This is a genomic window from Alcaligenes sp. EGD-AK7, from assembly GCF_000465875.3.
Taxonomy (GTDB): domain Bacteria; phylum Pseudomonadota; class Gammaproteobacteria; order Burkholderiales; family Burkholderiaceae_B; genus Alcaligenes; species Alcaligenes phenolicus.
Map to the genome: position 1 here is coordinate 285,498 of NZ_AVOG02000023.1, position 24,339 is coordinate 309,836.

The following is a 24,339-nucleotide window of genomic DNA, read 5'->3' on the forward strand; positions in this document are numbered from 1 at the left end:
TATTTGTTGAAAGTATTATTATATATTCAACATACGTTGAAAATCCTTCCGGGCCTACTTTCTGGATCTGCGCCATGACACATGTCTTTCATCGCAACCCCAAACAAACCTTGCCCTGCGCCGTCAAAGGTGATGGTATCCGCATCGTGGACAGCAATGGCAACGCTTATATAGACGCCAGCGGTGGCGCGGCCGTATCCTGCCTGGGCCATAGCCACCCTGTTGTGATCGCTGCCATCAAGCAACAGCTGGACCAGATTGCCTACGCCCACACCTCCTTTTTCAGCAGCCAGGCCGCCGAGGACCTGGCAGATTTTTTGACCAGCCGATCCCCCGGTGATCTGGACCATGTGTACTTTCTGTCCGGAGGCTCGGAGGCCGTAGAAGCCAGCCTGAAGCTGGCACGGCAATATTTCGTGGAGATTGGCCAGCCCGAGCGTCATATTTTCATCGCACGCCGTCAGAGCTATCACGGCAATACGCTGGGGGCTTTGGCCATTGGCGGCAATGAATGGCGTCGCAAGCCGTTCCTGCCTCTACTGGCTCCGGCCCAGCATGTCTCGCCCTGCTACCCCTACCGCGACCAAGGCAGTGATGAAAGTGCCGAGCAATATGCCGACCGTCTGGCTCAGGAACTGGACGACATGATTCAAAGCCTGGGTCCCCAGAACGTCGCGGCCTTTGTCGGCGAGACTGTAGTGGGCGCGACCGCTGGTGCCTTGGCGCCAGTAGGCGATTACTGGAAAAAGATCCGTCGGGTCTGCGACAAGCACGGCGTGCTGCTGATTCTGGATGAAGTCATGTCGGGCATGGGGCGTACCGGCTATCTGTTTGCCTGCGAAGAGGACGGAGTCGTGCCGGACATCATGGCCATTGCCAAGGGTCTGGGGGCGGGCTATCAGCCTATTGGTGCGATGTTGGCCAGTGACCGGATTTACCAGGCCATCCTGAATGGCTCGGGCTTTTTTCAGCACGGCCATACTTATATGGGTCACGCCACAGCCTGCGCTGGTGCTTTAGCCGTGCAACAAGTGATTGAGCAAGACCAGTTGCTGGAAAACGTCCGTCAGCGCGGCGAGCAATTGCGCCGGGAGCTGCATCAGGCGTTGGACAGCCACCCCAATGTGGGTGATATACGTGGTCGTGGCCTGTTTGTCGGAGTCGAACTGGTGCAAGACAAGGCCAGCAAGCAAGCGCTGGACCCTGGCTTGAAAACCCACGCCAAGATCAAGCAGCATGCGTTTTCCCAAGGTTTGATGCTCTACCCTATGGGTGGCACGATAGATGGAGTTCACGGCGACCATATCTTGCTGGCACCGCCCTTTATCTGCACCGAGGCCGACATTCACGAAATCGTGACACGTCTGACCCAAACCATCGAACACATCCTGCCCCGATAAACCCGTCGAGCAGAGCGTCGAACAAACAGTCAGAACGCTCTGCTGACTGCGCTGCGGCAAGCCAGCCGCAAGAGGCACCGCTAGTTATACATAAAGGAGAACCATGGCCCGCCTACCCTATGCTGACCTGAAAGCCCCCGACGCCGCCCCATTGGTAGAACAGATCATTGCAGAGCGCGGCAGCGTCTTGCACCTGTACCAGATGCTGCTGCACAGCCCACCCATTGCCAAAGGCTGGCTGAATCACCTGACCGGCATACGCCACAACAGCAGCCTGCCAGGCGATCTGCGCGAACTGGTCATCATGCGCGTAGCCCTATTGAACCGTGCCCCTTACGAGGCCGATCAACATGCCCCTATCGCGCTGGCAGAGGGGCTGAGTCAAGCCCAACTGGATGCCCTGCCCGACTGGCAAGACTCCGATGCCTTCACGCCCATTCAGCGTGCTGTGCTGGCTTACACCGATGCCATGACTCTGAATGTGCAAGTGGAGCCCGCTGTTTTTCAGGACGTACGCCAGTATTTTGATGAAAAACTGACGGTTGAGCTGACCACCACCATCGCTACCTACAATATGGTGTCGCGCTTCCTTGAAGCCTTGCACATTCATTCCGACGACTCGCGTTAAAACGGCACCTTGAGCGCCTCCGTCCGGCCACCTCCCAGGCGCCCCGCCAGAAACTCCACAAACAAACGCAATTTGGGAGGCAAATGGCGGGTGGGCGGATACAAGGCCCACAAGGCACCACAATACTGCGTGCGGAACTCCCAATCGGCCAGCACGCGCACAATACGCCCTTCCAGCTCCGGCTCCCTGGCCACAAAGCAGGGCAAACTGCCTATCCCCAAACCACGCTCTACCGCATCCAGACGCACACCCGTATGGTTCGCCGCATAGCGCCCGCTAACCGACACATTCAGTACCCGCCCGCCTTTATTGAAACGCCAACGTGAATCGCTGGGTGCCTCGCCCAGGTAGATGCAGCTATGTTCGCGCAACTGCTGGGGATGAACGGGCAGGCTGTGTTCGGCCAGATAATCCGGACTGGCGTACAAGCCATGCCGAATATCCGTCAGATGACGCCCCATCAAACCAGGCGGCGGCTGATCCGTGATGCGTATCGCCAGATCCAGCTGATCGTCGATCAGGTCTGCATAGCGATCATCCAGATTCATCAGCACATTCACTTTGGGGTGCGCCGCCAGGAAATCAGGCATATGCGGATGAATCAGAAAATGCCCCACGGCTTTGGGAACACTCAAGCGTATCTGCCCCTCCGGCTCGGTCTGGAACTGCCCTGAGATCTCCATCGCGGCCTGGGCGCAGGACAGCATGTCACGGGCATGCTCGTAAATCGCCTGGCCACTGTCGCTTAGCCGTAATTTACGCGTCGTGCGCTGCAATACCCGCGTTCCCAAACCTTTCTCCAGACGCGCAATGGAGCGGCTGACTGCCGACGGGGTATAGCCCAGGTGGCGAGAGGCTTCGGAAAAGCTGCCGGTCTCCACCACTTTGACAAAAACCACCATATCGCTCATCAGGGAAGTGAGATTACTTGTGCTCATAGGGAATAAATTATTTCAATGAATTGCAATTATCAGGACTGCTCACTATGCCTACAATGCCTTAAAACCAACCTACAGGTAATAAAATGCAAGATAAATTATATTTGACTAGCAATAGTCTTACCTGCATAGCGGAAATCCTGGAGTGTTATCACTCCGAAAATGAGCGTTATGCTGTCAGGCTGGATAAAACCTTATTTCATCCCCAAGGCGGAGGTCAGCCTTGCGACAAAGGCACGATAAATGGGCACGAGGTCCTGCATGTGGCTCAAAACCGCGACGGCCACGTGCTGCACTACCTGCATGTGCGCCTGCCCCTGGGGCTCGTAGAACTGCATATTGATCGCGCTCACCGACTGGAGCACGCCCGCCTGCATACGGCCGGCCACCTTATCGGCCATCTGGTTGAACGCATAGGCTGGCAGGCCGTAAAGGCGCATCACTGGCGGGGCGAGTCACGGGTGGTCTTTCGCAACCCCAAGGATGCTCTGCCCCCCTTTCTGGATGATTTGTCCAATCGTTGTGCTGAACAGATTCAATTGGCTCAGCCAATTTCCATCAGTTTTCAGGAAGGGCTCCGCGAGGTTGCGATTGGTAGCCTGGGGTGCTACCCCTGCGGCGGCACACATGTTGAAAACACATCCGAATTAAATGGACTGAAAATAATCCGTATAAAAAACAAAAAAGATGAATTGAGCATTCATTATGAAATGATGAATTAATAAATAACAAAAACCATGGCAGTGTATTAGCTTTGGCTATTATCGGAAAAGAAAAACAATTCTTTTAGAACCCCCAAGGGAAGTGAGATATGTATTTAGAGACCGAACGATTGCGGACTGAGCATATGCAGTCCCTGCTAAATGGCGAACTCCTGGCTATCCGCCTCTCCGGCTTCATTGATGCGCCCACCTCACAAAAGCTGGGCGAGCAAATCATAGACAAAGGCTTTGATCGCTATGTGAACGCTCCGAGCATTGGCCGCATTGGCATGGCTTTTTACGAAGCCGAAAACCAGCCCGAACGCATGGCCTCCTATTTCGAGGGGGTTTTTGACAATATCGACGAACTGCGCCGCCGCTGCGCCCCCTACCTGTCCCCGATTGACGTGCTGCGTTGCACGCTGGATGAAGTCTGGCCTGCCGGAGCCACACTGGAGACCTTGTACGGAAAGAAAATGTATGTGGGTTTGTCGCGCGTGGTGCAACCCGATGTGCGCTTTCTGGCGCATCACGACATTTTGGCCAAGGACGCCCCCGGTAATTACCAGGCCATCAGTCTACAAGGCCAGTTGGCCGCCAATGTCTATTTGAAAATGCCCGAACAAGGAGGTGAACTGCAAATCTGGCAAACCGAACTGAGCCCGGATGAATTTGATGAAATGCGTGGCGACAGCTATGGCATCCATCCTGATTTGTTGGGCACCCCCGAAGTACAGATACGCCCCGGTCCGGGCGATCTGATTATTTTCAATTCTCGCAAAATGCATGCCGTCACCCCCGGCAAGGGCGATTTGCGCCTGAGCCTGTCTTGCTTTGTGGGATATCGCGGTCCGGCCATGCCGCTGACCTTCTGGAGTTAACGTGTTGCAAACCTATTGGCCAGAGTTCGCTACTCTGGCTTTGATTCATTTTTTGGCCGTTATTGCCCCTGGACCAGATTTTGCTGTCACCATCCGCCAAAGTGTGCGGCTAGGCCGCCAGGCCGGTATTGCCACTGCCATTGGTATTGGCGCCGGAATCTCCGTGCATGTGATCTATACCTTGATGGGCGTGGGAGCCCTGCTGCACTCCACCCCCTGGCTGATGAGTGTGGCCGAGGTATTGGGAGGTGCCTACCTTCTCTATATAGGCTGGGGATTCCTGCGCCAGGCCAGCACACCGATGGAAGTGAGCCTGGCCGAGTCCGACAATGGCAAACCCGCTGCTGTCAGCGTGCGCCAGTCCTTGACGCTGGGCTTCATGACCAATGCCACCAACCCTAAGGCTACGCTGTTCTTTCTGGCCGTGTTTACTACCGTGGTCAGCGCCAGCACGCCTTTGACGACCCAGATGCTCTACGGCGTCTGGATGTGCCTGGTTAATGCGGGCTGGTTTATTGTGGTCAGCCTGATCTTTACCAATCCTCGCGTACGTCAGCGATTCCTGCGTATGGGGACCTGGTTTGAGCGCGTGACAGGGGTTCTACTGCTGGGGTTTTCGCTGCGCCTGCTGATCCATGCCGGTCAGCGCATCCTGCTTTAAGCCCGCCAACAAGCCATGGAGCCCAAGGCTACGAGTGATAAGGTCTGCGCAGCAGAACCATCAGACGCTAAACAGCACACAGGTTTGACTTCATGCCTGTACTCACCATCTTGGCCTGAGCACCGTCTGGCACCTATGCGGCGCTTTGGTCTTGGCTTGGGCTCTGCACACCATAAAAAATCCCCGCCCTGAACACAGGGCGGGGATTTTTACTCCTTAGACCATGGACTCACCCGTCTTGCGGGCGTTGCGCCAGTCACGTACCAGGTTACCGACCAGCAGAACCAGAATGATGGCCGACATGACCGGCCAGACCAGAAAGTAAATCGTCATAAGCATAGTGTTCTCCTTTTAACGTCTTGTCTCATACTCTCAAGCACGAGCCGAGGCCGGCTCACCTTGTTTCGACTCCCGAACTTTCTGCTTGCTCGGTGCAGGTGTGTCATCGTAGTGAAACGACTGCACACGCTCGGCAAGCACAGAGAAATCAAAGCGTTCCTGACTACGCAAGCTGATGGCCACACACACCACAGCGCTAACGCCATAGGCGGTCAGGGAACCCAGCAAAACAATGTACTCACGCAAGAAGCCAATGAAGTTGGGCAAAAGAATCGCAGTGGCAATCACCCCCACCGCAATCGCAATACGGCTGCGGAAGAAGGCAAAAGCCATCAGACCGGCAACCACACCGCCACCAATCGAAGCGGTAATCTCGTAGAACACGGCGACCGCACCTTCGATAGGAATCAGCTCGAAACGCACGATCGTAAACAGCACGACGGCACACAACACCGACCAGCTAAAGGCCTTGTTGGTAACACGATCCCAGTAAAAGCTGACAATGACCGGGAACACAATCGCGCCCCACAACGCACCCACAAACACCAGCATGACCAGAATATCCAGCTTCAGGCTGGCGAAGATCACACCCACCATCGTGGCAACCACCATGGTCATACGGCCCCACCACAACATGCGGGCTGGTTTTGGACGACCACGTGCAATGTTCTTGGCGTAGATGTCGGTCATCACAATGGCCGACAGTGCAGCCAGGTCCGAGTCCGCCGTGGAAGACAAGGAGCCCACCACCAGGATGAAGAACAAGGCAATGCCAAATGGCGGCAAGTAGGTGGACGCCATCTGCGGGATGATGTTGTTCATGTTTCCATCCACAGGCTGCAAGCCGGTGAACAGAGCCAGCAAACCCAACATGCCCAGACCAATCACCACGGCACCATAGCCAATGGTGGCCGTCAGGAAAGTGGGTTTGATCAGGTCCTCGCGTACGGCGAACAGGCGCTGGGCAATAGTTTGGTTACCAATCGCGTAAGCCAGCACCGCCACAAAATACGGCGCCCCCTGCTCCAGAATTGCCTTGGTGGAATAGAAGTTGGCTTGCTCGGAATCCAGACGCCACCAGTTGGCCTGCACCATCTCCGGGCCACCGGCGTTAAAGAAAATCAGCGGGATAATGACCACGGCCGACAAAATCATGGCAACCAGCTGGGCAAAGTCCGTCATCACCGAGGCGCGGAACCCCGACCACAGGGTATAGGACAAGACGCCCAGACCCGCAATCAGCACACCTTGAATAAATGTCAGAGGGCTAAGGATCGAGACCAACGCACCTGCCGCGGTGAAGTTCACCATCAGGCTGATACCACTGCCTACCACGTTGGAAATCGCCATAATCATCTGGCTGGACGAGCCGTGCCGTGCATGCAGCACCTCGGCCAGGGTGTGCGCCTGCGGGGCCAACTGGCGAAAACGTCGCCCGAAGGGGTAGATGAACAAGATCATCAAGGCTCCCCATAGCCCGTAATGCAGAGGGCCGGATAGCCCGTACTTGAAGCCCGAGGTCGCGCTTGCATAAAACGACGCCGCCCATACCCAGGTGGCAATCATGCTGGCCGCCGACAGGCCAAACCCCACCGCACTGTTGGATACCATGTATCCGTCCACGTTTTCTTTCTTTTGACCAATCATGAGCGACATCAGGAACGTCGCGCCATAAAAGCCGACCAATAACAATATGGCCGTCGTGGTTGAAAGCGTAAAAAACTCCGCCTCTTGCATGTCTTTCCTTTTCTCTTCTGCGCGAGAGCCACTTGCACCACCTGGCTCACTCGCATGCATGCCGATTCCGCATTAACGCGCTGGGCGACACCCATCCCAGGACCAGAACCGAAACACTTGAACCGAACGCGCGCGCACACGCCCCCGCCCTTGGCACAAGCCAAAGCGAGAAAAAAGCAAGACACAGCGCAAAGTGCCTCACATTGCGGCGAGTCTGCGGGCCTTACAGCAAATAAACATGGCCAGAGACAAGCCGCTCTGTTGCAGGCCGATGTCGTGTGAGACAGTCGGCTGGTTGTTCCGCGACCCAAGGGCCGGGCAAGGTGTTTCGGGCTAAAGCCGGGTTGTTGTGCAACAACCTGTTGAAGAACGGGCCGTCATTTTTTTATGCAATTTTGTCGCACCTGAACGGCCTGCTCGAGAAGCTGATTCAATGAACCAGAGCGACCAATTATACATATTTAAAATTTAAGGGTCTATATCATGCTGTTTCAGCATCGAGAACGGGCTATCAAGCCCTTTCCGAGTCATTCATAGACCTCATCATTATTAAGGCTCACGCGTGCCAGCTCCTGACATGCTACGGGCACTTTACCCACAAAGGCGTAGCCTTCCCCGCGCACCGAACGAATGGGCAGCTCCTCTCCCATGGCGGTTAATTTACGTTTCAAGCGACTGATCAAAACGTCCACAGAACGGGCAGTTGCCTCCCGCCCGTCCTCCAGCGGAAAAAGACGATCGCGCTCTACGGTTTGGGGGCTGACAGCAAAGAGAACCTGGACAATACGTCGCTCGCCGCGAGTCAACATGACCGAGTGCCCTCTGGGCGTGATCATGGTCCAGCCATTCTCCATCAAATCCCAAAGCTGGGAATCTGGCTCCTGCTCGGATCTATAAGCGATATTGCCTGCTTTGACCGGCTCTGCAGGAGAACCACGCAAGCTTCGCTGCAGAGCATAACCACGCCGGCGCAAGGCCTGCACGCAAGCGACCACCTCCACCGGCAAAACCTCCTGATCGAAGCAGGCGTCCGCCCCGGCAAGCAACAAATGTCCACGTTCCAGGCCGGCCATTTTGTCGCGCCGCACAACGATGACGCCGGCAGCAGGAAAATCCATACGCAAACGATTGATGTGTAAAAAAACGTTGTCTGCCTGACACACCAAAGCAAACACCGTCTCCGCCCCGCAAGCATGTGCCTGAGACAGACACTGCTCCATCGTCTCTACCGTCTGGATCCTGCCCCCCCACTGCTCCGACTCCAAAGCGATCTGCTGCAAACCAGCCTTGTCGTCATACAACAGAAAAATCTGTTCTACCGTCATAGTCCTCACCCTTGCTGGCCCTATCAGGCACTTTATGTTTTTTTACCCTTGGACCTGCCTTAACAAACGCTGTGCTGCTGCGTCGTCAGGCATGGATAGATAAATAGCCCCCTGCTTCAAGGGCTCGCCAATTCGGGCGACTTGTGCCACCTGATCTTCCATGACCAAAACCAGCAAGGCTCCCACATTACCAGAGCTGATCTCGGCCAACTTACGCGCGCCCAAAGAATTCAGTTGGAATCGAACAAGATGCTGTCCCTGTTCGGTCCGCAAGGACGCCACACGCGTCAAATCGCTGCGTTGCACAACAACTTGCGGATACAACCACAGAGGGCCTTGCGGTCCCTGCACTTGCACCAGACCGGGGGAGGCTTGGCGCATTCCCACGTAGAAATCTACTTGAGGAACCTGCACCGAGCGCTGTGTCTGAGAGGCCAAAAAACTGCGTGTTCCATCTGCCCCTTCCCGCTCATAGTTGCTTGCCAGTGCAGGCGGGCTCAAATCAGCCCCGCCTCCTGCTGCTGTGGTCTGGCACCCGGCCAGTAAAAACAGCATCATGCCTATCGCCGTGCCCAGTACTGCTTGCCCTGTTTGACTATGCGTTGTCGCCATATTCACTCTCCGCTTTGACCCGCCGCTGCGGCCCCGTTCAAGACACCGGGCATAGCCCAGAAAAAAGGGCCGCGTGCCCAGGCACGCGACCCTTATCCCTCACCCCTTTACCATTGATACCCCACACCCACCGAGCCACCGTAATCACCACGGGAGGATCCCGCAACGTTGCCCTTCAGGACCCAACTGCCGCTGTCTGTCACCGTGGACAAACCCATGGCGTAGCCACTTTCACCACGCCATACACCGCCAGAAACGGAGAACATGCTCTTGCCGGGAACATAGGCTTGCGGCAAACCGGCCATTGCCATGGCGGCTGCCACGCCAGCACTCGCCCGGTTCTCCACCTTGTCGATACGACGGTCCAGATGGTTGAACTGATTGGTGATATTGGAGGTCGCCTGGTTCAACTGCCGCACGTTGACGGCATCTTGCGGTGCCTGACCATCGGCCAGATTGCTGATGGTCTTGTCGTGCATGTCGATACCCTGCTGATTCATGGTTGGGCCATCGACAATCTTCACTTCATTGGTAGTGACGGACTTGGCCACCACACTGTTCACCTTGATGTCCTGCGCCAGGGCTACTGTCACGTCCGTACCGGAGCGCGAGATTTCGATGTTGTCGCCATTAAGGAACTGCACTGTAGACTTGGGGGCCACATTGCTGGCCGTATCGCCATTGGTCTGGATGTTCCAGCCCGCACTGGCCAGCTCGGTCACGTTCTCTACCTTGGTATTCAAGCCACCCAAAGCATCGTTCACGTTGTTGTAGGTTTTATCGCCTACGTTCAGCTCCGTAACCAGCTTGCCGTTCTCGAACTTCGAACCCCCACCCATGCCGCTGGCGATGCTTTCACCCATATCGTGAATCTGGCTGCCATTGACCGCATCGGTACTGTTCGCGGAGATATCACCACGCGCCACATTAGTGATGCCCGTGCCACCCGTACGACCGCCATCAGTAGACTCGGCTCCGGCCATGGTGACCTTGCCATAGTTCACTGACTGGTCCGGATTCAGGTCGTACTTGACAGCACGATCCCCCAGATTCTGGGTTTCGCCCCGCACCAGATCCAGTTGCTCTTCAGTGGCGGCACGACCGCTCTTGCCAAAGTTGGCCCCCGTCAGGGTACGGTTGCTCAAGCCGGTAATGTCATTATCCGTTGCCGACACCATCACGTTGCCAGCGCGCAGTCCGGCAGTGCTCAAGGCAATGTTCGTCCCGATGGCAAAGCCCAGATTATTCATGACTACATCAGGAGCGCCACCCGTGCCTTTCACGGTCACACTCTTGAGGTCCAGATCGTCATTCAAGGCAATGCTCAAGGTATCGCCGCCGTCGCCACTGGTGCTCAGATTGCTATTGCTGCCCACAATCTTCAGCGTCTCTCCCAGATCACGATGCACTGCCGTGCCGGTGCTGCCCGCAAAGTTCATGCCCTTGGCGGTCAAACCATCATCACGGCCTTCCAACTGACTGACGTTCACCGCATCAGTAGGCGCCACGCCTTTGGCCACGCCGGTAATCTTCTGATTACCAGCATTGATGCCCTGGTCATTGATCACCACATTGAAGGCGGTCAGACCGGCATTGGTCAGATTGACTTGCCCGATCGTCAAGCCGGTATTGCCCAGAATGACATCAGGTTTGCCCGTGGCACCCTTGACCTTCACTCCCGCGGTCGTCATCTCGGTATCACCTGTGGTGACGCTGGTCAGTGTCAGATCATCATTCAGAGCCACTTGCACTGTATCGCCCCCCACCGTGGAGGTACTCAGATTGGCATTGCTGCCCTTGATGGTCAGTGTCTGGCCCAGATCACGATGTACGGCTGTACCGCTTTGTGCAGCAAACTCCATGCCCTTGGCCGTCAAGCCACCTTCGGCGTCCGTCAACTGGCTCAGATTCACCGCGTCGGTACCTGTGGTTCCCTTGGCCACATTGGTGATCTTCTGGCTGCCCATATCAGCACCCTTGAAGAACGGGGTCTCGGCAATCTGTACCTGCAACTGACCATTCAGGACCTGGGTGCGCAGATTGGCACCGCTGTAATTACCCGCAGTCGTCGCCCCACCCAGAATCTCCAGGCGTTGCCCCAGATTCTTGTGAATCGTCGTATTGCTGTTGCCGCTACTGAAGTTATTGCCGCTGTAGTTGGTCCCCAGGGTCGTCAGATCCTGGTCCAGCTTGATCAACTGAGCAACGTTGACCGCATCAGTCAGATCCTGACCACCGGCCAGATTGGTGATACGGCGTTTTTCTGAACCATTACCGATCGATACCACACCCTGCCTGGCTTCCTGGGTAACCGTGCCTGTATAACGCGCAGTCGAGGACGTGTAAGCCGCATTCGTTGTGGCCCCCGCCCCCAGCGCCACTGCACCGGCTGCCGACACGGTTGCACCCGCACCCAGAGCCATACCCTGAATTGCCGTCTCATTGGCAATCGCGCCCTGCCCCATCGCCAGCGACTTCTCGGCAGAAGCGCGCGTATCCTTACCCCAGACCTGGGACCCGGCCGCCAAAGCCTGGGCATTAGTCCCCAGAGCCGAGGCATCCAGGCCTTCGGAAATGGCCTTGAAGCCCAGGGCCAAGCCACCATCTTCCTTGGCGTTGGAGCCTGCGCCCACGCTCATCGCCCCTTCACCGTGCAGGATGTATTCGATCAAGCCATTGGGACCTGTTTTTTCTTCAATCCAGCCGGCTTTGGCCTTGTCACCCACAGCAATGGAACGGCGACCATCAGCCTCGACATCCGAACCGGCCCCCACAGCATTGCTGGCACGGGTCTTGCTGCCTTGACCCAAGGCCAGGGAGCCACTGCCTGCCACAAAAGCCTGATGGCCCAGCGCCACGGACTGGCTGCCCGAGGCCGAGGAGCCACTGCCCAGCGCCACGCTCTGCGATGCTCCCCGAGCAACACTGGAACTGGTACCAATCGAGATGCCATCTATCGCTTGATCGTAGGCATTGCGTCCAAAAGCAATCCCCCCTTCCTGGGTAACTCGAGCCTGCTCCCCGATTGCCACAGCTCCTTTGGCATGCGCCAGCGCATCACCCATCACCTCTGCTTTGTAGCCAATGGCCACCGCGTAATTCGACGTATCCGATACCCGCGACTCCTGACCAAGGGCAATGGAGCTCTCGGACGCTGCCGTGGCAGAGGTGCCCAAGGCGGTAGCCCCCAAGCCCGAGGCCTCGGTATGTGAACCAATAGCGGTGGTCAGATTTGCCTGCGTCAACCCACCCGCTGATGAATTCAAGCCAATCGCCGTTGCCCCTGTTCCGGAACCACGAGCCACAGCCCCAATGGCTATCGCATCAGCACCAGTGGCACCGTTATTATTTTCATTGGGGTTATTGGAGGAGTTAACACTGACATAGCGCTGGCGGCTCGCAATCAGCGTTGACTCCAGTTCTTCCAACTGTCCTTTGTTGACAGCATCACCTGCAGCTATCCCTGCGGCCAAATTGGAAATTCGCACAGGTGCTCCTGTCGAACTGTCAAGATCAATCAAGCTGCGATCGGCATTGGAGTAGGTGACAGCAGACAGTCCCGAAATCGCTCCTGCTACCCCCGTGCGCATGGCCTCAAATGCGGACCCGATAGAGGTATAGGTATGATCATTCCCGTTTTCGTCTTTAATAATAAATGCCGGGCCAGTCATCTGCCCGTTTGCGTCCCATTTCAAGTTGCCACCCACAATGGCCGTTAAATCTCCATGGAGCAGCTTGAGCTGACTGACATTGACTGCATCCGTATCCAAACGGCCAGCAGCCAAATTGCTTAAGCGACGCTCCCCTCCTACCGTGCCAATTGACACACTGGATGAAGGTAACAATGCCCCAGATGCGGAACCGTAACCCGCTCCCACTGTCTGGACGGACCTCGAATTGGCACCAATTGCAACGCTATTGGCATGCGTGACATGAGCCTGATCGCCCAACGCAATTCCACCTGCAGCCGCATTGGTTGAAGTACCCGCATAAACCAATGCCTGATTACCAATCGCAATGCCGCCAATATCGTAATCAACGACGGTAGCCATGGAACCCAATGCAATAGAGCCATCTGCACCTGAACGAGACCGCTCACCAATGGAGACTGCATGTGCCGCTTTCACGGGTGGGGCAACCGGGCTGCCTGAACCCGTTTGACCGGGCAGATTATTGGCACCGTAGCCAATGCTGACCGTACGGTCGCCAGTAAGCTTGTTGCCCGCCTCCCGTCCAATAGAAACCGTATCGTCGCCCGTGATATCACTACCTGATTTGTAGCCAAGAGCGACGTTATAACCACCATATACTCCCTGCCCTGCCAGCCCCCCTACAGCCACTTGACCGAAGCGGTTGCCAATCACCGGTGTACCCGCATTCGAGCCGGCGCCTTCTCCAATAGACACACCTGAAGTGGTGTTACTCATCGCCCCTGCGCCTACTGCCACCGAATTACTACCGAATGCCTTGGAGCCACTCCCCCCGGCAAAAGCAGCACTACCGGATGCCTCGGCCACGTTACCAATCGCTGTGGATCCTGTCCCGGAACTACTTGCACCAGTGCCCATTGCGGTACCAGCGACGCCCCAAACCCTTGCTCCTGAACCCACCGCCGTTGCCCCGGCAGCATCCTGCGCAACGGTGGAGTTGTGCCCCAATGCAATTGCATTGGTCGCCAACAAACCTACATTCGCGCTATTGCCCACCGCAATAGCTCCAGTTGCCTTGGCCTGGGCTTGATTACCAACCGCAACCGTGTTGTCGACTTCCAGAGGATCGACCAAGCTGGCCGCCGCATTACCAATTGCTACATTATTGTTACCTTCCAGCCGCTGGCCCGCCTTGTTACCCAAAGCAACCAAGCCATTGCCTTTGCTCTGTATCCCGGCATCACTGCCAATCATCACCCCATTGACAACCGTGTTGTCGACTCCAGCACGAGCACCCAGGGAAACCGATTCCTTGCCCGCAGCCTGGGACTGCAGCCCCGCCGCCAGAGCTGCCTCACCGGAGGCTAAAGCCTGCGGACCGATAGCCAGCGCATCCGCTGCACTGGCCACTGAATCGGCCTTGGTTGACTTACTATGGAAATATTTCATTCCATCGCCCGAGTTCAACGCACCATACAAAACCTTGCCAGACACTGCCTCCGTGCTGGCAGCGCTGACTGTCGCATCCGCCAAGCCAGTGATTTTGTTGTTATTTACATTCACCCCGCGCAAGCTACTGTTGCCTGCAACTGTCAAACCACCGGTGTTCACATTACCAGCCGTCACAGTATTGGTAATAGCCGCAGAGCTTGCCTGTAATCCGCCTTGCAAGACGGCTGAGCCCGCGCTTAACTGCCCAGTGAATTCCCCACTCGCCCCTTTGATTGCGCCAGTGGCCGTGACAGAGTCCACATTAAGTTCAGAGCTCAATGCAACAGAGACGGCCTGACCTGTCTGGGTCAAGACCATATTACTGCCCGAACTCAGGACGAACGCCCCACCCGGAATAACATGGAAGGGAGTGGCCCCATCCACGCTAAGCTCCCAACCGTCTGTTATCTGGGCGGTAACAGGAGAGGAAAGTCCACCCAGGAGCAGTAAAGACAGAACAACTGAGCGCAACTGCAGGACCGGTCGCAAGCCTGCAAAAGCTGGCGATGCACTGCACCCTGCGCTGCTGCGCTTACCGCAGGTTTTGGTATTTTCCGCAACAGCCACAAAGGTTGCTGTCCGCTCGTTCCAAACCGACTTATAGATTCTGTTCATGATCTGTTCGCTTACAAAAGTAATTAGTCATGTCTGCCCCCCTGAGCTCATTCCTCGCGCTGGCGTAACAAAGTTTCAAGGCACAGCACAGCCCCTCACCTCGTTATGGCGATAAATTGAAATTTATTACTCAGAAAAGTCTTACCGAACCCTTACACCTATTCGGATATTTTTTATTCTCTTACCAACTTTTAATAATTACTTTTGAATTTTTACGTTAACCGTTTGAATTATTGCAAAACATGAGCTTTCATTGAATCATCAATTTAAATTTAGCTCTAAATACTAGTTCTGTTCTGCTGCCTGTAGACTGAGGGTGACAAGCCGCTGTACTGCCTGAAGGCAGTAGCAAAATTGGCAGGGTTCACATAACCGGCCTCAACCGCCACGTTCGTGACAGCTATATCCGTGCCCCTGAGCAAATGCATGGCATATCTCATCCGGCTGGAACGCACGTAATCATGCACAGTCAAGCCGCAGCTTGTCTTGAAAAGCTCATTCAGGCGTCTACCCGTCGTCCCGAACAAGTCGGCCAGACTCTCTGTGCTCAGGGGCTCAGACAGATTGTGAAGCACGTACTGCTGCACAGCCTGCACCAAATGATGGCGCACCTGCAGCCCATGACAAGCCTCCAGGCTAGAAGGGGAATCATGAGAACCACCCGCTTGAGGCATCTCCTTCAAACTCAGATGCAAACGAATCCGTTCCAGTACCAACTGCACATTCGTTCGATAGTCGATGAAGTCACGAGCACCACTGCGCAACGCCATCAACTGGCTGTCAGCACACGACAAGGCCGACAGAAATACGACAGGGATAGCCGCCGTCTGCGGGTTGGCGCGCAACAGACGCATGAAAGAATCCCCGCGCAAGCGAGGTAGATGATATTCACTCAAGATGAAATCAGGCCGCAGAGACTGGCATCGAGCCAGACCTTGTTGCGCATCCAGCGCAAAACTGATTCGACCAAAATTAGTGCGTAATAAAACCAGCAAGTCTGCAACACCGGCCGGTTCCGGAGCAATAAATAGAATATGAGCTTCAGACGAGACGTGCATAAGCTATCCACCCAAGATCAGACAGGCCGTATTACTCCAAATTAGAACAAATTCTAATAATCAAGAAGACTTGCTTATAAATGAGCTATTTTTCTTAAACCCCCTATTTACTTAATTTCCAAAAACAAAAGTTACACTATTTCAATTTCTTTCTTTAAACACCCATTAATTGCTTAGCAAACCGCAACGAATAGAAATTAAACCTGCATTAAACATCCATATTTTATTTTTGTTTCTAAAGAGTAAATATAGATTCATAAAGCTACGGAAAATCCAAATAAAAACCCCGCTGTAGCGGGGTTCATCGTGTCCAGCTGGGTCAAACCCAAGAATCAGGCGCGGCGAGCATAGCCTGCACGAGCCAGCACACCCAGTGGGCCAATTTGGCGGACCAGATCTATTTGCTCGGGGGTACGCACATAAATGCAGCCTGCATACGACAGTGCATTGACCGAAATACCGTCAACTAACTCCACGCTGCGAGGCACCACCAGCATCCACCCCTGGCCTGCCAACATATTATGTGGCGGCAGCAAGCCATCTTCTGCCGTTTCCAATCCCAACTCATTGCAGGCATTTCGGTACGAACTCAAAAGACTGGCTGTCAAGACATCCGGCTCCTGCGCATCCTGCAACCGCACAAAACAGTGTTCAAAAGCCAGCGCGGGATGTTGATGCGCACTGCCTGCCGCAGCCTGGGCAGGGAGCTTGTCCAGATACAGGGCCAGCGAGCCGTTGCTAGCCGCCTGCGGAATCCATTGTGTATGTTTATGACGCTGACTGGCCCCAGCCGGGCCACCGCCGTTATAAAAGCCCAGACCGCCTTGCACGGCCAGGAAATCCGCCAGAATTCGGAAATCAATCTCGCGCAACGGGCTGAGCTGTTCGGAAAACACCTTGTCGGCCAGCACCAGATGCAGATCACAGACGGCAAACTTGTTCAGCACGATATTGTGCGTACTACTGGCGTCATCCACTGTCAGTGCCGGAGCAGGTGGCAAAAAGGGATTGAAGTTGGGGTCACGTGGTCCACCTGGAATCGAGACGCTGGCGGCATCCTTGGCCGCCAGAGTGGATACCCAACGCACAAAAAATGTCAGTCCCTGATCGTGCAGCAGCTCTTCCTGAGCTTGCACGGGCAACAAATCACCGCTGGCCAGCGCGGCCTGGCTCAGTTGGTCCAGGCGTTGCAAAATTTCCTTGCTCACGTCGTCTCGCTCCTCATTTGAAGTTGTATAGTGACGCCTTATTGTAGGCAAGAGACGCGAATAAACGCGCATTGCTGCCTAGTCCGAATTTTCCACCATCCCTATCAGGAGTATTCCATGTCCGGTATCCGCCGTATTGCCAGCCCACTGCCACTACCCTTCTCGCGTGCCACCATGGCTGGCGGCTTTCTGTTCTTGTCCGGCCAGATTCCTTACGACGCCCAAGGTGAAGTGGTGCGCGGTTCCATCCAGGACCAGACCCACGCCGTCTTTGATCGCCTGATCGAAGGCCTGGCTCTGGCTGACGCCACCCTGGCCGATGTAGTCAAAGCAACTGTCTGGTTATCCGACATGGCCTTGTTTGCCGACTTCAACAAAGTCTACGCCGAGCGCTTTGGCGACACCCTGCCTACCCGCTCGCTGGTTGAAGCCAAGCTGGCCAAAAACGTAGACGTAGAAATCGAAGTGCAGGCCTGGCTGGGCGATCGCGCCTAAGCAGCCTTAAGGCCGACGGGCCGTCACACAAATTAACGCTGCCTGGCCCTGGCTATGGCACACTGAATTCCCCTAGTCCAAGGAGAATCCTGATGCGTTTTTTTGCTTCGGCCCGTCACATTTTGCTGGCTTGTTCTGCCTTAGGTCTTGGCGCCAGCAACCTCGCCTATGCCGCCAACACGGGCAAAACCGCAGAACCGACTGCGATCAAACGCTATCTGGGCGACTCGGACATGCCTTTTTCCCGCGCCGTGCAGGCCGGGGACTTTCTATTCCTGTCGGGACAAATCCCGCTGAATGAAAAAGGCGAAATCATACGCGGCAGCATTGAAGATCAAACCAATGCCACGCTGGACCGGATTGAAGAGACCCTGAAGCTGGCAGGTGCCGACTTCAGCCATGTCATCAAAGCCACGGTCTATTTATCTGATATTGCCTTGTACGAGCAATTCAACAAAATCTATAAAGAACGCCTGGGCAGCAACTTCCCGGCCCGCTCTCTGGTACAAGCCAAACTGGCGGGTGGTGTGGATGTGGAAATCGAGGTTCAGGCCTGGGTGGGTGCGCAAAACAGCCCCGCCAAGCATTGATGCAGGCCACTTACTATAGGCAATTCGATATAAGCAGCACGCTTACAGCCTGGCTATCTTGTATGGCACACTAACCCCTTAGCCAGACCCCTTACCTACGCCAGGCTTGCCGCCTGGCGTTTTCGTGCCTTTACGGAAACTCTCATGATCTACGCGATTACTGCCCTTTTCGCCTTTCAGCTATTAGGCGAGATCCTGGTGCAGACCTTGTCCTTGCCATTGCCAGGCCCTTTGGCCGGCATGCTGCTTCTGACTGCCGCCTTGCTGATTCGAGGCGGCGTGCCCAGCTCTTTGGAGAGCACGGCCAGTGTCATGTTGCAGAACTTGATGCTGCTGTTCATCCCCGCTGTCACTGGCGTGATGTTGTATTTTGATCGGGTAGCCGAGGAATGGCAGCCCTTTTTGATCGCCACCCTGGGCGGCACCGTCATCACCATGGTGGTCACAGCCCTGGTGCTCAATCGTCTGCTTAAGAATCGTCAGGAAGAAGAATAATGACGGACGGACTTTTTCAAATCTGGGTCTTTTTATCCAGCTCGCCCCTGCTGTGGCTGACCTTGACCTGCTCGGTCTACGCAGGCTCGGTCTGGATGTACCGCCAGTCCGGCAGTAGCCCCTTTTTGTTGCCGATTCTGGTCTCGGTCGTTGTGATTGTGGCCCTGCTCTTGCTGACCCGCACGCCTTACCCCGTTTACTTTGAAGGGGCCAAGTTCATTCACTTCCTGATTGGACCGGCAACCGTCGCCCTGGCTGTACCGCTCTACAGTCAACTGCGTCAGCTGCGCAAGATCTGGAAGCCGCTGACCATTGCCCTGATCATTGGTTCGGTTACCGCTATTTTCAGCACGGTCCTGATTGCCTGGGCTTTGGGCGGATCAATTGAAACCATCATGTCGGTTGCCCCACGCTCGGCCACCATGCCGATTGCCATGGCCTTGGCAGAACAATTTGACGGTCAGCCTTCCTTGGCTGCTGTGGCGGTTGCCATTACCGGGATTGCGGGCACGATCATGGCGCGCCCGCTGTTGAACTTGCTGCGTATTGATCGCCCCGAGGCTCGGGGCTTTGCGGTGGGTGTAACGGCACATGCCATTGGTACGGCACGTGCCTTGCAGGTTCACGAAACGATTGGGGCATTTTCCGCCATTGGCCTGAGCCTGAACGGGATCATGACTGCCGTGCTGGTTCCTTTTGTTCCTATAGTCCTGCGCTGGTTAGGCGTGGCCTGACCCGGCAAGACAGGCTGGCTCTAGCGCCACTCGTCTCGATAGACGAAGCGGGGCATCTGCCAATTGCGGTGCAAAGCCAGCATACGAAAACTCAAGCCGATGATCATGGGGCCCAGCAGGGTCACATACGGGTGCCAGTCCAGGTGCTGGGCACCCAAATACAAAGCACCTGTCAGCATGGAAACGCTGGCATACATCTCCTTGCGTAGCAGCAAGGGGATGTCATTACACAAGATGTCGCGCAAGACGCCACCGGCACAGCCGGTAATCATGCCGCTTAGCAGCACCACCGTAATGGGCAGCTTCATTTCCAGTGCGATCTGACAGCCAATCACGGTAAAGACCACCAGTCCCATGGCATCGAGCAGCAGGAACAGGCTGTGCAAACGCCGCATGATCGGAGCGATCAAAGCTGTAAGGATGGCCGCGCCTGCCGTGATCCAGAGGTACTCAGGATGCTGCACCCAGGTCAGCGGGTAATGCCCCAAAAGCACGTCCCGCACCGAGCCACCGCCCAGAGCGGTGACACAGGCGATGGTACAGACCCCCACCCAATCCATGTCACGACGGCCCGCGGCCAGCGCTGCGGTCATGGCCTCTGCGGTGATGGCGATAATGTAGAGAACAAGTAAGAGCATGATATTTTTTACGCATCAAGCTGTTGAATAAGACCCCGATAACAACGCAGCATCAGCAAGCCAGGCACAGCAATAAAGACGGTACAAATAAAAAAACCTGGCCAACCCAGGGATTCGACCAGCACAGGCGTCAGAGGCCCGGCCAGATAGGTACGCCCCACTGCCGACAGGGCCGACAGCAGCGCAAATTGAGTGGCGGAATAGGTCCGATTACACAAAGCCATCAGCAAAGCGACAAAAGCCGCTGTGCCCAGGCCACCACACAGGTTTTCCAGACCGACCACAATCCCCATCAGCCACATGGATGGCGCGGTTTCAATCGCGATCAGCCAATAGCCCAGGTTGGAGACGGCCTGCAAGATACCAAAAATCATCAAGGCCCGGTATAGCCCCAGGCGGGCCATGATCGCCCCCCCCATCAAGGCTCCGACCACGGTAGCAGCCAAGCCAAACACCTTGTTGATGGTGCCGACCTCGGACAAGGTAAAGCCGGCTGCACGAATCAGAAAAGTGGTGGACAAGGCGCCTGCAAAAGCATCACCCAGCTTGTAGAGCACAATCAGCGCCAGAACGCTCCAGGCACCTGGACGCGAAAAAAAATCGGCCAAAGGCGCGATCACAGCTTCTGACAAACTGCGCGGCGGACGGCTTTGTTCCTTTGGTTCGGGTGAAATCAGGGTCACCAGCGCGCACAGCGCCATGAAGGCACCCATCAGAAAATACGTGTTGGACCAGCCCAGCCAGCGGTCCGCCAGAATCAGGGCCAGGCCGCCGGACACAATCATGGCAATGCGATAGCCCATGACTTTGACCGCCGCCCCCGCCGCTCGCTCATGTGCTTGCAGCACATCCGTGCAATAAGCATCGAAGGCAATGTCCTGCGTGGCCGACAAGAAGGCCACCCACACGGCCAGCAAGGCCAGTACGGTCAAATTCACCGAGGGAGAAAACAGGCCCATGGCCGCAATGGAGGCGGCCAGCAGCAGTTGAGTGACAAGAATCCAGCCGCGCCTGCGCCCCATGAACGGCGGCGCGTAGCGATCAATCAGGGGAGCCCAGAGAAACTTCAGCGTGTAGGCCGAGCCGACCAGGGTCAGAAAACCAATCTCGGTCAGTGAAACATTTTCAACTGTTGCCCAGGCCTGCAAGGTGCCTGAAACCAGGGCCAGAGGCAGGCCGCTGGCGAACCCCAGAATCAGCAAAGGCAAGACTCGGGGACTGGTATAGACACGTGACACGTCAGGCCTTATTAGCGCTAAGCAGCAAGAAAATGGGGAGACTCGAAACGATACATGGCCAAGGTACTGCGCCAGCCCGGCAAAAAACGCACCGTGTCGCGACCATTGAAGGCAGCACGATCAAGAATACGTACGCCCACCGCCTGGGCCAGATCCTGAAAGTCTTTCATGGTGCACAAATGGATGTTGGGCGTGTTGTACCACTGGTAAGGCATTTCGCCCGTGACTGGCATGCGCCCGCGCAAAATGCTCCAGCCATGCGGCCAATAACCGAAGTTAGGAAACGAGACGATACCATACCGCGCCACCCGCGCCATCTCGCGCAGGATGTGCTCGGTATGGTGCATGGATTGCAGTGTCTTGGACAGGACAACGGTATCGAACTGCTGGTCGCTGAACAGCGCCAGGCCTTTTTCCAAGTCCTGCTGAATGACATTGACGCCACGGCGTACCGAGGCAATCACAAACTGGTCGTTCAGCTCCACCCCCGTTCCGACAACCTGGCGCGTGTCACGCAGATGCGCCAACAAGGTGCCATCGTTACAGCCCAGATCCAGCACACGCGAACCTGGCTCAATCCACTGCGCAATGCGCAGCAAGTCCGGTCTTAACATGGCGGCATCCACCTGAGTTTGCGGCTTAGTCATTCGGCCAACACCCCTGTAGTACGGGTGCGCGCAGGCAAGCCCAAATTAGCGGCAATCTGGTCATAGTATCCCTGCACAACGGCATGATAACGAGGGTCCTCAAGCAGGAAAGCATCGTGTCCGTGCGGAGCATCAATTTCGGCATAAGTGACCTCGCGCTGGTTGCGCAACAAAGCCTGCACGATTTCGCGCGAGCGCTCGGGCGAGAAACGCCAATCCGTGGTGAAAGACACCAGCAGGAATTTGGCCTGCACCTTTTCAAGCGCCTTGACCAGGTCCCCCTGGTGCTGGCGCGACGGATCAAAGTAATCCAGCGCACGGGTGATGATCAGATAGGTATTGGCGTCAAAGTAACGCGAGAACTTTTCGCCTTGATAACGCAGATAGGACTCGACCTCGAATTCCACGCCGTAGTTGTAGTGATACTCGCCGCCCTGGGCTGGGGCACGCTGGTTGCGGCCAAACTTCTCGGCCATGACGGTGTCGGACAGGTAGGTGATGTGGCCCACCATGCGAGCAACACCCAGGCCAGCCTTGGGCACCACACCGTGCTCGTAATAATTACCACCGTGAAACTGCGGGTCGGACAAAATGGCGCTGCGGGCCACTTCGTTAAAAGCGATGTTCTGGGCCGACAGGCGCGGGGTACTGGCAATGACCACGCAGTTTTCCACGCGCTCCGGGCAGCTGATGGCCCAGCTCAGGGCCTGCATGCCACCCAGGGAGCCACCCATAACGGCCGCAAACTTGCGAATGCCAAAGTAGTCGGCCAGACGGGCTTGGGCACGCACCCAGTCTTCTACCGTCAAAACGGGAAACTCGGAGCCCCAGGGTTTGCCAGTGGCCGGATTGATGCTGGACGGGCCGGTAGAGCCAAAGCAGGAGCCGATATTGTTGACCCCGATGACAAAAAAACGATCCGTATCAACGGCTTTGCCGGGGCCGACCATATTGTCCCACCAGCCAATGCTTTTAGGATCGTCGTCGTAATAACCGGCAACGTGATGCGAGGCATTGAGTGCATGACACACCAACACCGCATTGTTGCGTTCTTCGTTCAGGGTGCCGTAGGTTTCGACTGCCAGCTCGTAGCTGGGCAGCACTTGCCCACTGCGCAGATGCAGGGGTTCGTCAAAGGCGATCAGTTCGGCATGTACAGGGCCCACAGAACCTTCGGGGATCAAACCGCAGGATGGGCTAAGGGCGCCAGTGTCGGCGCTAGGGACGGAATCAGTGGCCATCAGGACCTCTTTAGCTGGATTTATGGAGCGCCCGCAAGCGGATCAGGCAAATCGGCGCAAAACGTATAAGACAAAATTCTAGCATCGCTGCGGCGCGGCGTCCAAATCGACCAGCCAGGATCGATTCAGAACTCTGGGCAACGGTAACGTCAGAGAAAAGACAATGCTTTGATTTACATCATTATTTTCATGCACATTTGTCTGCCAGCTAAGCTAAATTTGAGTACATTGGCCCGACGTCTACCACGAATGCATGAGGAATGGCTTTACCGTGACGCACTTAACTTCACGCGAGCAGTCCTGCCTGAACTGGGCTGCCCATGGCAAGACCAGCTGGGAAATCAGCATCATCCTGGGCATTACTGAACGCACGATCAACTTCCACTTCCAGAACGCCTACGCCAAGCTTGGAGTCTATAGCCGCCAAGCTGCCATTACCCTGGCCTTGCAACAGCACCTGATCAGCGGCGACCCGGCTAGCGAGCTAAGCCGTCAAAGAAAACCTTTGCCTGAGCCGCGTCCGGGGCCTTCCCGGAATCCGTCATAACAAAGCCCTGCACCAGCCAGCCCGGCTCCATGCGTATCATCGCTTCCAGGCGCAAGGCCACACCGCCCACATCGCGCGTCATGAAGAAAATCTGTCCGGGTGGTGGCAACTGTATCTGGTTTTTCTCGCTGACTTGCCCATCGGGTATGAATTTCTCGCGCAGGGAATCGTGCAGTGCCTCGTACAAGCGTTGGCGAGCAGCTTGGTCCTGCTGCAGTTCCTTGGGCAAAATCACATGGCCCACGGTGTAGCTTTGCCCGCCCGCCGTGGCGGTAGTCAGGTAAAAATCCAGTTGATGCTGCTCGAAATCCAACAATCGGTGACTGGTCGTGGGCTTGCCGGGCAGCATGGCCGACAGGCCCGTTTGTTCAAGCTGAACCTTGCGCCAGTTAAACTCTGGACTGCAAGCTGCCAACATCAAGAAAGCCGCCAGTACCGCGGTAATGCGCCTGATCATCATGGTGCTAATC

Annotated in this window: 23 protein-coding genes, 1 pseudogene and 1 riboswitch; of the genes and pseudogenes, 10 read left to right on the plus strand and 14 right to left on the minus strand. The window is 55.9% G+C overall.

What is annotated here, in order from left to right:
• Positions 1–74: 74 nt before the first annotated feature.
• Entirely contained in the window at positions 75–1,400 is a 1,326-nt protein-coding gene (locus N879_RS12290; RefSeq protein WP_022983376.1) for an aspartate aminotransferase family protein, read from the plus strand.
• 103 nt (positions 1,401–1,503) lie between these two features.
• Complete coding sequence (locus tag N879_RS12295) at positions 1,504–2,028, plus strand: carboxymuconolactone decarboxylase family protein (RefSeq protein WP_009462628.1); 525 nt, start codon at positions 1,504–1,506, stop codon at positions 2,026–2,028.
• Here N879_RS12295 and N879_RS12300 read toward each other — a convergent pair.
• Entirely contained in the window at positions 2,025–2,966 is a 942-nt protein-coding gene (locus tag N879_RS12300) for a LysR family transcriptional regulator (RefSeq protein ID WP_051359130.1), read from the minus strand. The two genes, N879_RS12295 and N879_RS12300, sit on opposite strands and share 4 nt — an antisense overlap.
• Positions 2,967–3,052: 86 nt before the next feature.
• Here N879_RS12300 and N879_RS12305 point away from each other — a divergent pair, with 86 nt between their 5' ends.
• From N879_RS12305 to N879_RS12315, 3 genes are all read left to right on the plus strand, one after another.
• Positions 3,053–3,688 carry a threonyl and alanyl tRNA synthetase gene (locus tag N879_RS12305; protein WP_009462632.1) on the plus strand — a complete coding sequence of 212 codons (636 nt, stop codon included), beginning with the start codon at positions 3,053–3,055 and terminating at the stop codon, positions 3,686–3,688.
• Positions 3,689–3,777: 89 nt separating this feature from the next.
• Positions 3,778–4,548, plus strand: coding sequence for a 2OG-Fe(II)-dependent halogenase WelO5 family protein (locus N879_RS12310; RefSeq protein ID WP_031232762.1), 771 nt, complete (start codon positions 3,778–3,780; stop codon positions 4,546–4,548).
• Position 4,549: 1 nt separating this feature from the next.
• The gene (locus N879_RS12315) at positions 4,550–5,209 is read left to right on the plus strand and encodes a LysE family translocator (protein WP_021447051.1); all 660 of its coding nucleotides are present in this window, start codon (positions 4,550–4,552) and stop codon (positions 5,207–5,209) included.
• A gap of 216 nt (positions 5,210–5,425) precedes the next feature.
• Here N879_RS12315 and N879_RS20790 read toward each other — a convergent pair whose 3' ends face one another.
• From N879_RS20790 to N879_RS12345, 8 genes and pseudogenes are all read right to left on the minus strand, one after another.
• Positions 5,426–5,548, minus strand: a complete 123-nt coding sequence (locus N879_RS20790; protein WP_009462638.1) for a putative transporter small subunit — start codon at positions 5,546–5,548, stop codon at positions 5,426–5,428.
• Positions 5,549–5,581: 33 nt separating this feature from the next.
• Positions 5,582–7,285, minus strand: coding sequence for a sodium:solute symporter family protein (locus N879_RS12320; RefSeq protein WP_021447052.1), 1,704 nt, complete (start codon positions 7,283–7,285; stop codon positions 5,582–5,584).
• A 527-nt stretch (positions 7,286–7,812) separates the two neighbouring features.
• On the minus strand, positions 7,813–8,610 hold the full coding sequence (locus N879_RS12325) for a winged helix-turn-helix domain-containing protein (RefSeq protein WP_009462640.1): 798 nt from the start codon (positions 8,608–8,610) through the stop codon (positions 7,813–7,815).
• A 42-nt stretch (positions 8,611–8,652) separates the two neighbouring features.
• Positions 8,653–9,222 (minus strand): SecDF P1 head subdomain-containing protein, encoded by a 570-nt coding sequence (locus N879_RS12330; RefSeq protein ID WP_152978318.1) that lies wholly within the window; start codon positions 9,220–9,222, stop codon positions 8,653–8,655.
• Between the two features lie 107 nt (positions 9,223–9,329).
• Complete coding sequence (locus N879_RS12335; protein ID WP_235484293.1) at positions 9,330–14,747, minus strand: YadA-like family protein; 5,418 nt, start codon at positions 14,745–14,747, stop codon at positions 9,330–9,332.
• Positions 14,748–14,858: 111 nt separating this feature from the next.
• Positions 14,859–14,978 (minus strand): annotated as a pseudogene (locus tag N879_RS20975) (ESPR domain-containing protein); the annotation flags it as partial.
• Positions 14,979–15,256: 278 nt separating this feature from the next.
• Positions 15,257–16,036 (minus strand): response regulator transcription factor, encoded by a 780-nt coding sequence (locus tag N879_RS12340; RefSeq protein WP_009462646.1) that lies wholly within the window; start codon positions 16,034–16,036, stop codon positions 15,257–15,259.
• A 332-nt stretch (positions 16,037–16,368) separates the two neighbouring features.
• The gene (locus tag N879_RS12345; RefSeq protein ID WP_009462648.1) at positions 16,369–17,244 is read right to left on the minus strand and encodes an ATP adenylyltransferase family protein; all 876 of its coding nucleotides are present in this window, start codon (positions 17,242–17,244) and stop codon (positions 16,369–16,371) included.
• Positions 17,245–17,361: 117 nt separating this feature from the next.
• On the opposite strand from N879_RS12345, the gene N879_RS12350 reads away from it, so the two are divergent.
• The 4 genes from N879_RS12350 (at position 17,362) to N879_RS12365 (ending at position 19,558) form a co-directional block, all read left to right on the plus strand.
• On the plus strand, positions 17,362–17,739 hold the full coding sequence (locus tag N879_RS12350) for a RidA family protein (RefSeq protein ID WP_009462650.1): 378 nt from the start codon (positions 17,362–17,364) through the stop codon (positions 17,737–17,739).
• 92 nt (positions 17,740–17,831) lie between these two features.
• On the plus strand, positions 17,832–18,329 hold the full coding sequence (locus tag N879_RS12355; protein ID WP_009462652.1) for a RidA family protein: 498 nt from the start codon (positions 17,832–17,834) through the stop codon (positions 18,327–18,329).
• 144 nt (positions 18,330–18,473) lie between these two features.
• Positions 18,474–18,824 carry a CidA/LrgA family protein gene (locus tag N879_RS12360; protein ID WP_009462654.1) on the plus strand — a complete coding sequence of 117 codons (351 nt, stop codon included), beginning with the start codon at positions 18,474–18,476 and terminating at the stop codon, positions 18,822–18,824.
• Positions 18,824–19,558: an LrgB family protein gene (locus N879_RS12365; RefSeq protein WP_021447054.1), complete on the plus strand. Its 735-nt coding sequence runs from the start codon at positions 18,824–18,826 to the stop codon at positions 19,556–19,558. The genes N879_RS12360 and N879_RS12365 overlap by 1 nt, the downstream gene beginning before the upstream one ends.
• 20 nt (positions 19,559–19,578) lie before the next feature.
• Here N879_RS12365 and N879_RS12370 read toward each other — a convergent pair whose 3' ends face one another.
• The 4 genes from N879_RS12370 to metX all read right to left on the minus strand — a co-directional run bounded on the left by N879_RS12370 (position 19,579) and on the right by metX (position 23,322).
• Positions 19,579–20,196: a trimeric intracellular cation channel family protein gene (locus N879_RS12370; protein ID WP_009462658.1), complete on the minus strand. Its 618-nt coding sequence runs from the start codon at positions 20,194–20,196 to the stop codon at positions 19,579–19,581.
• Positions 20,197–20,204: 8 nt separating this feature from the next.
• Positions 20,205–21,434, minus strand: a complete 1,230-nt coding sequence (locus tag N879_RS12375) for a muropeptide transporter (protein ID WP_082453659.1) — start codon at positions 21,432–21,434, stop codon at positions 20,205–20,207.
• Between the two features lie 17 nt (positions 21,435–21,451).
• Entirely contained in the window at positions 21,452–22,081 is a 630-nt protein-coding gene (gene metW / locus N879_RS12380; RefSeq protein ID WP_009462662.1) for a methionine biosynthesis protein MetW, read from the minus strand.
• Positions 22,078–23,322 carry a homoserine O-succinyltransferase MetX gene (gene metX / locus N879_RS12385; RefSeq protein ID WP_009462664.1) on the minus strand — a complete coding sequence of 415 codons (1,245 nt, stop codon included), beginning with the start codon at positions 23,320–23,322 and terminating at the stop codon, positions 22,078–22,080. The genes metW and metX overlap by 4 nt, the downstream gene beginning before the upstream one ends.
• Positions 23,312–23,390: riboswitch (SAM riboswitch) on the minus strand. It overlaps the preceding gene by 11 nt.
• A 203-nt stretch (positions 23,391–23,593) precedes the next feature.
• Between metX and N879_RS20870 the strand changes: the two genes are divergently transcribed.
• A complete protein-coding gene (locus N879_RS20870; protein WP_009462666.1) occupies positions 23,594–23,869 on the plus strand; it encodes a response regulator transcription factor in 276 nt (91 codons plus the stop codon).
• On the opposite strand, the gene N879_RS12390 is transcribed toward N879_RS20870, so the two are convergent.
• Complete coding sequence (locus N879_RS12390; protein ID WP_009462668.1) at positions 23,799–24,329, minus strand: hypothetical protein; 531 nt, start codon at positions 24,327–24,329, stop codon at positions 23,799–23,801. The two genes, N879_RS20870 and N879_RS12390, sit on opposite strands and share 71 nt — an antisense overlap.
• Positions 24,330–24,339: the final 10 nt, after the last annotated feature.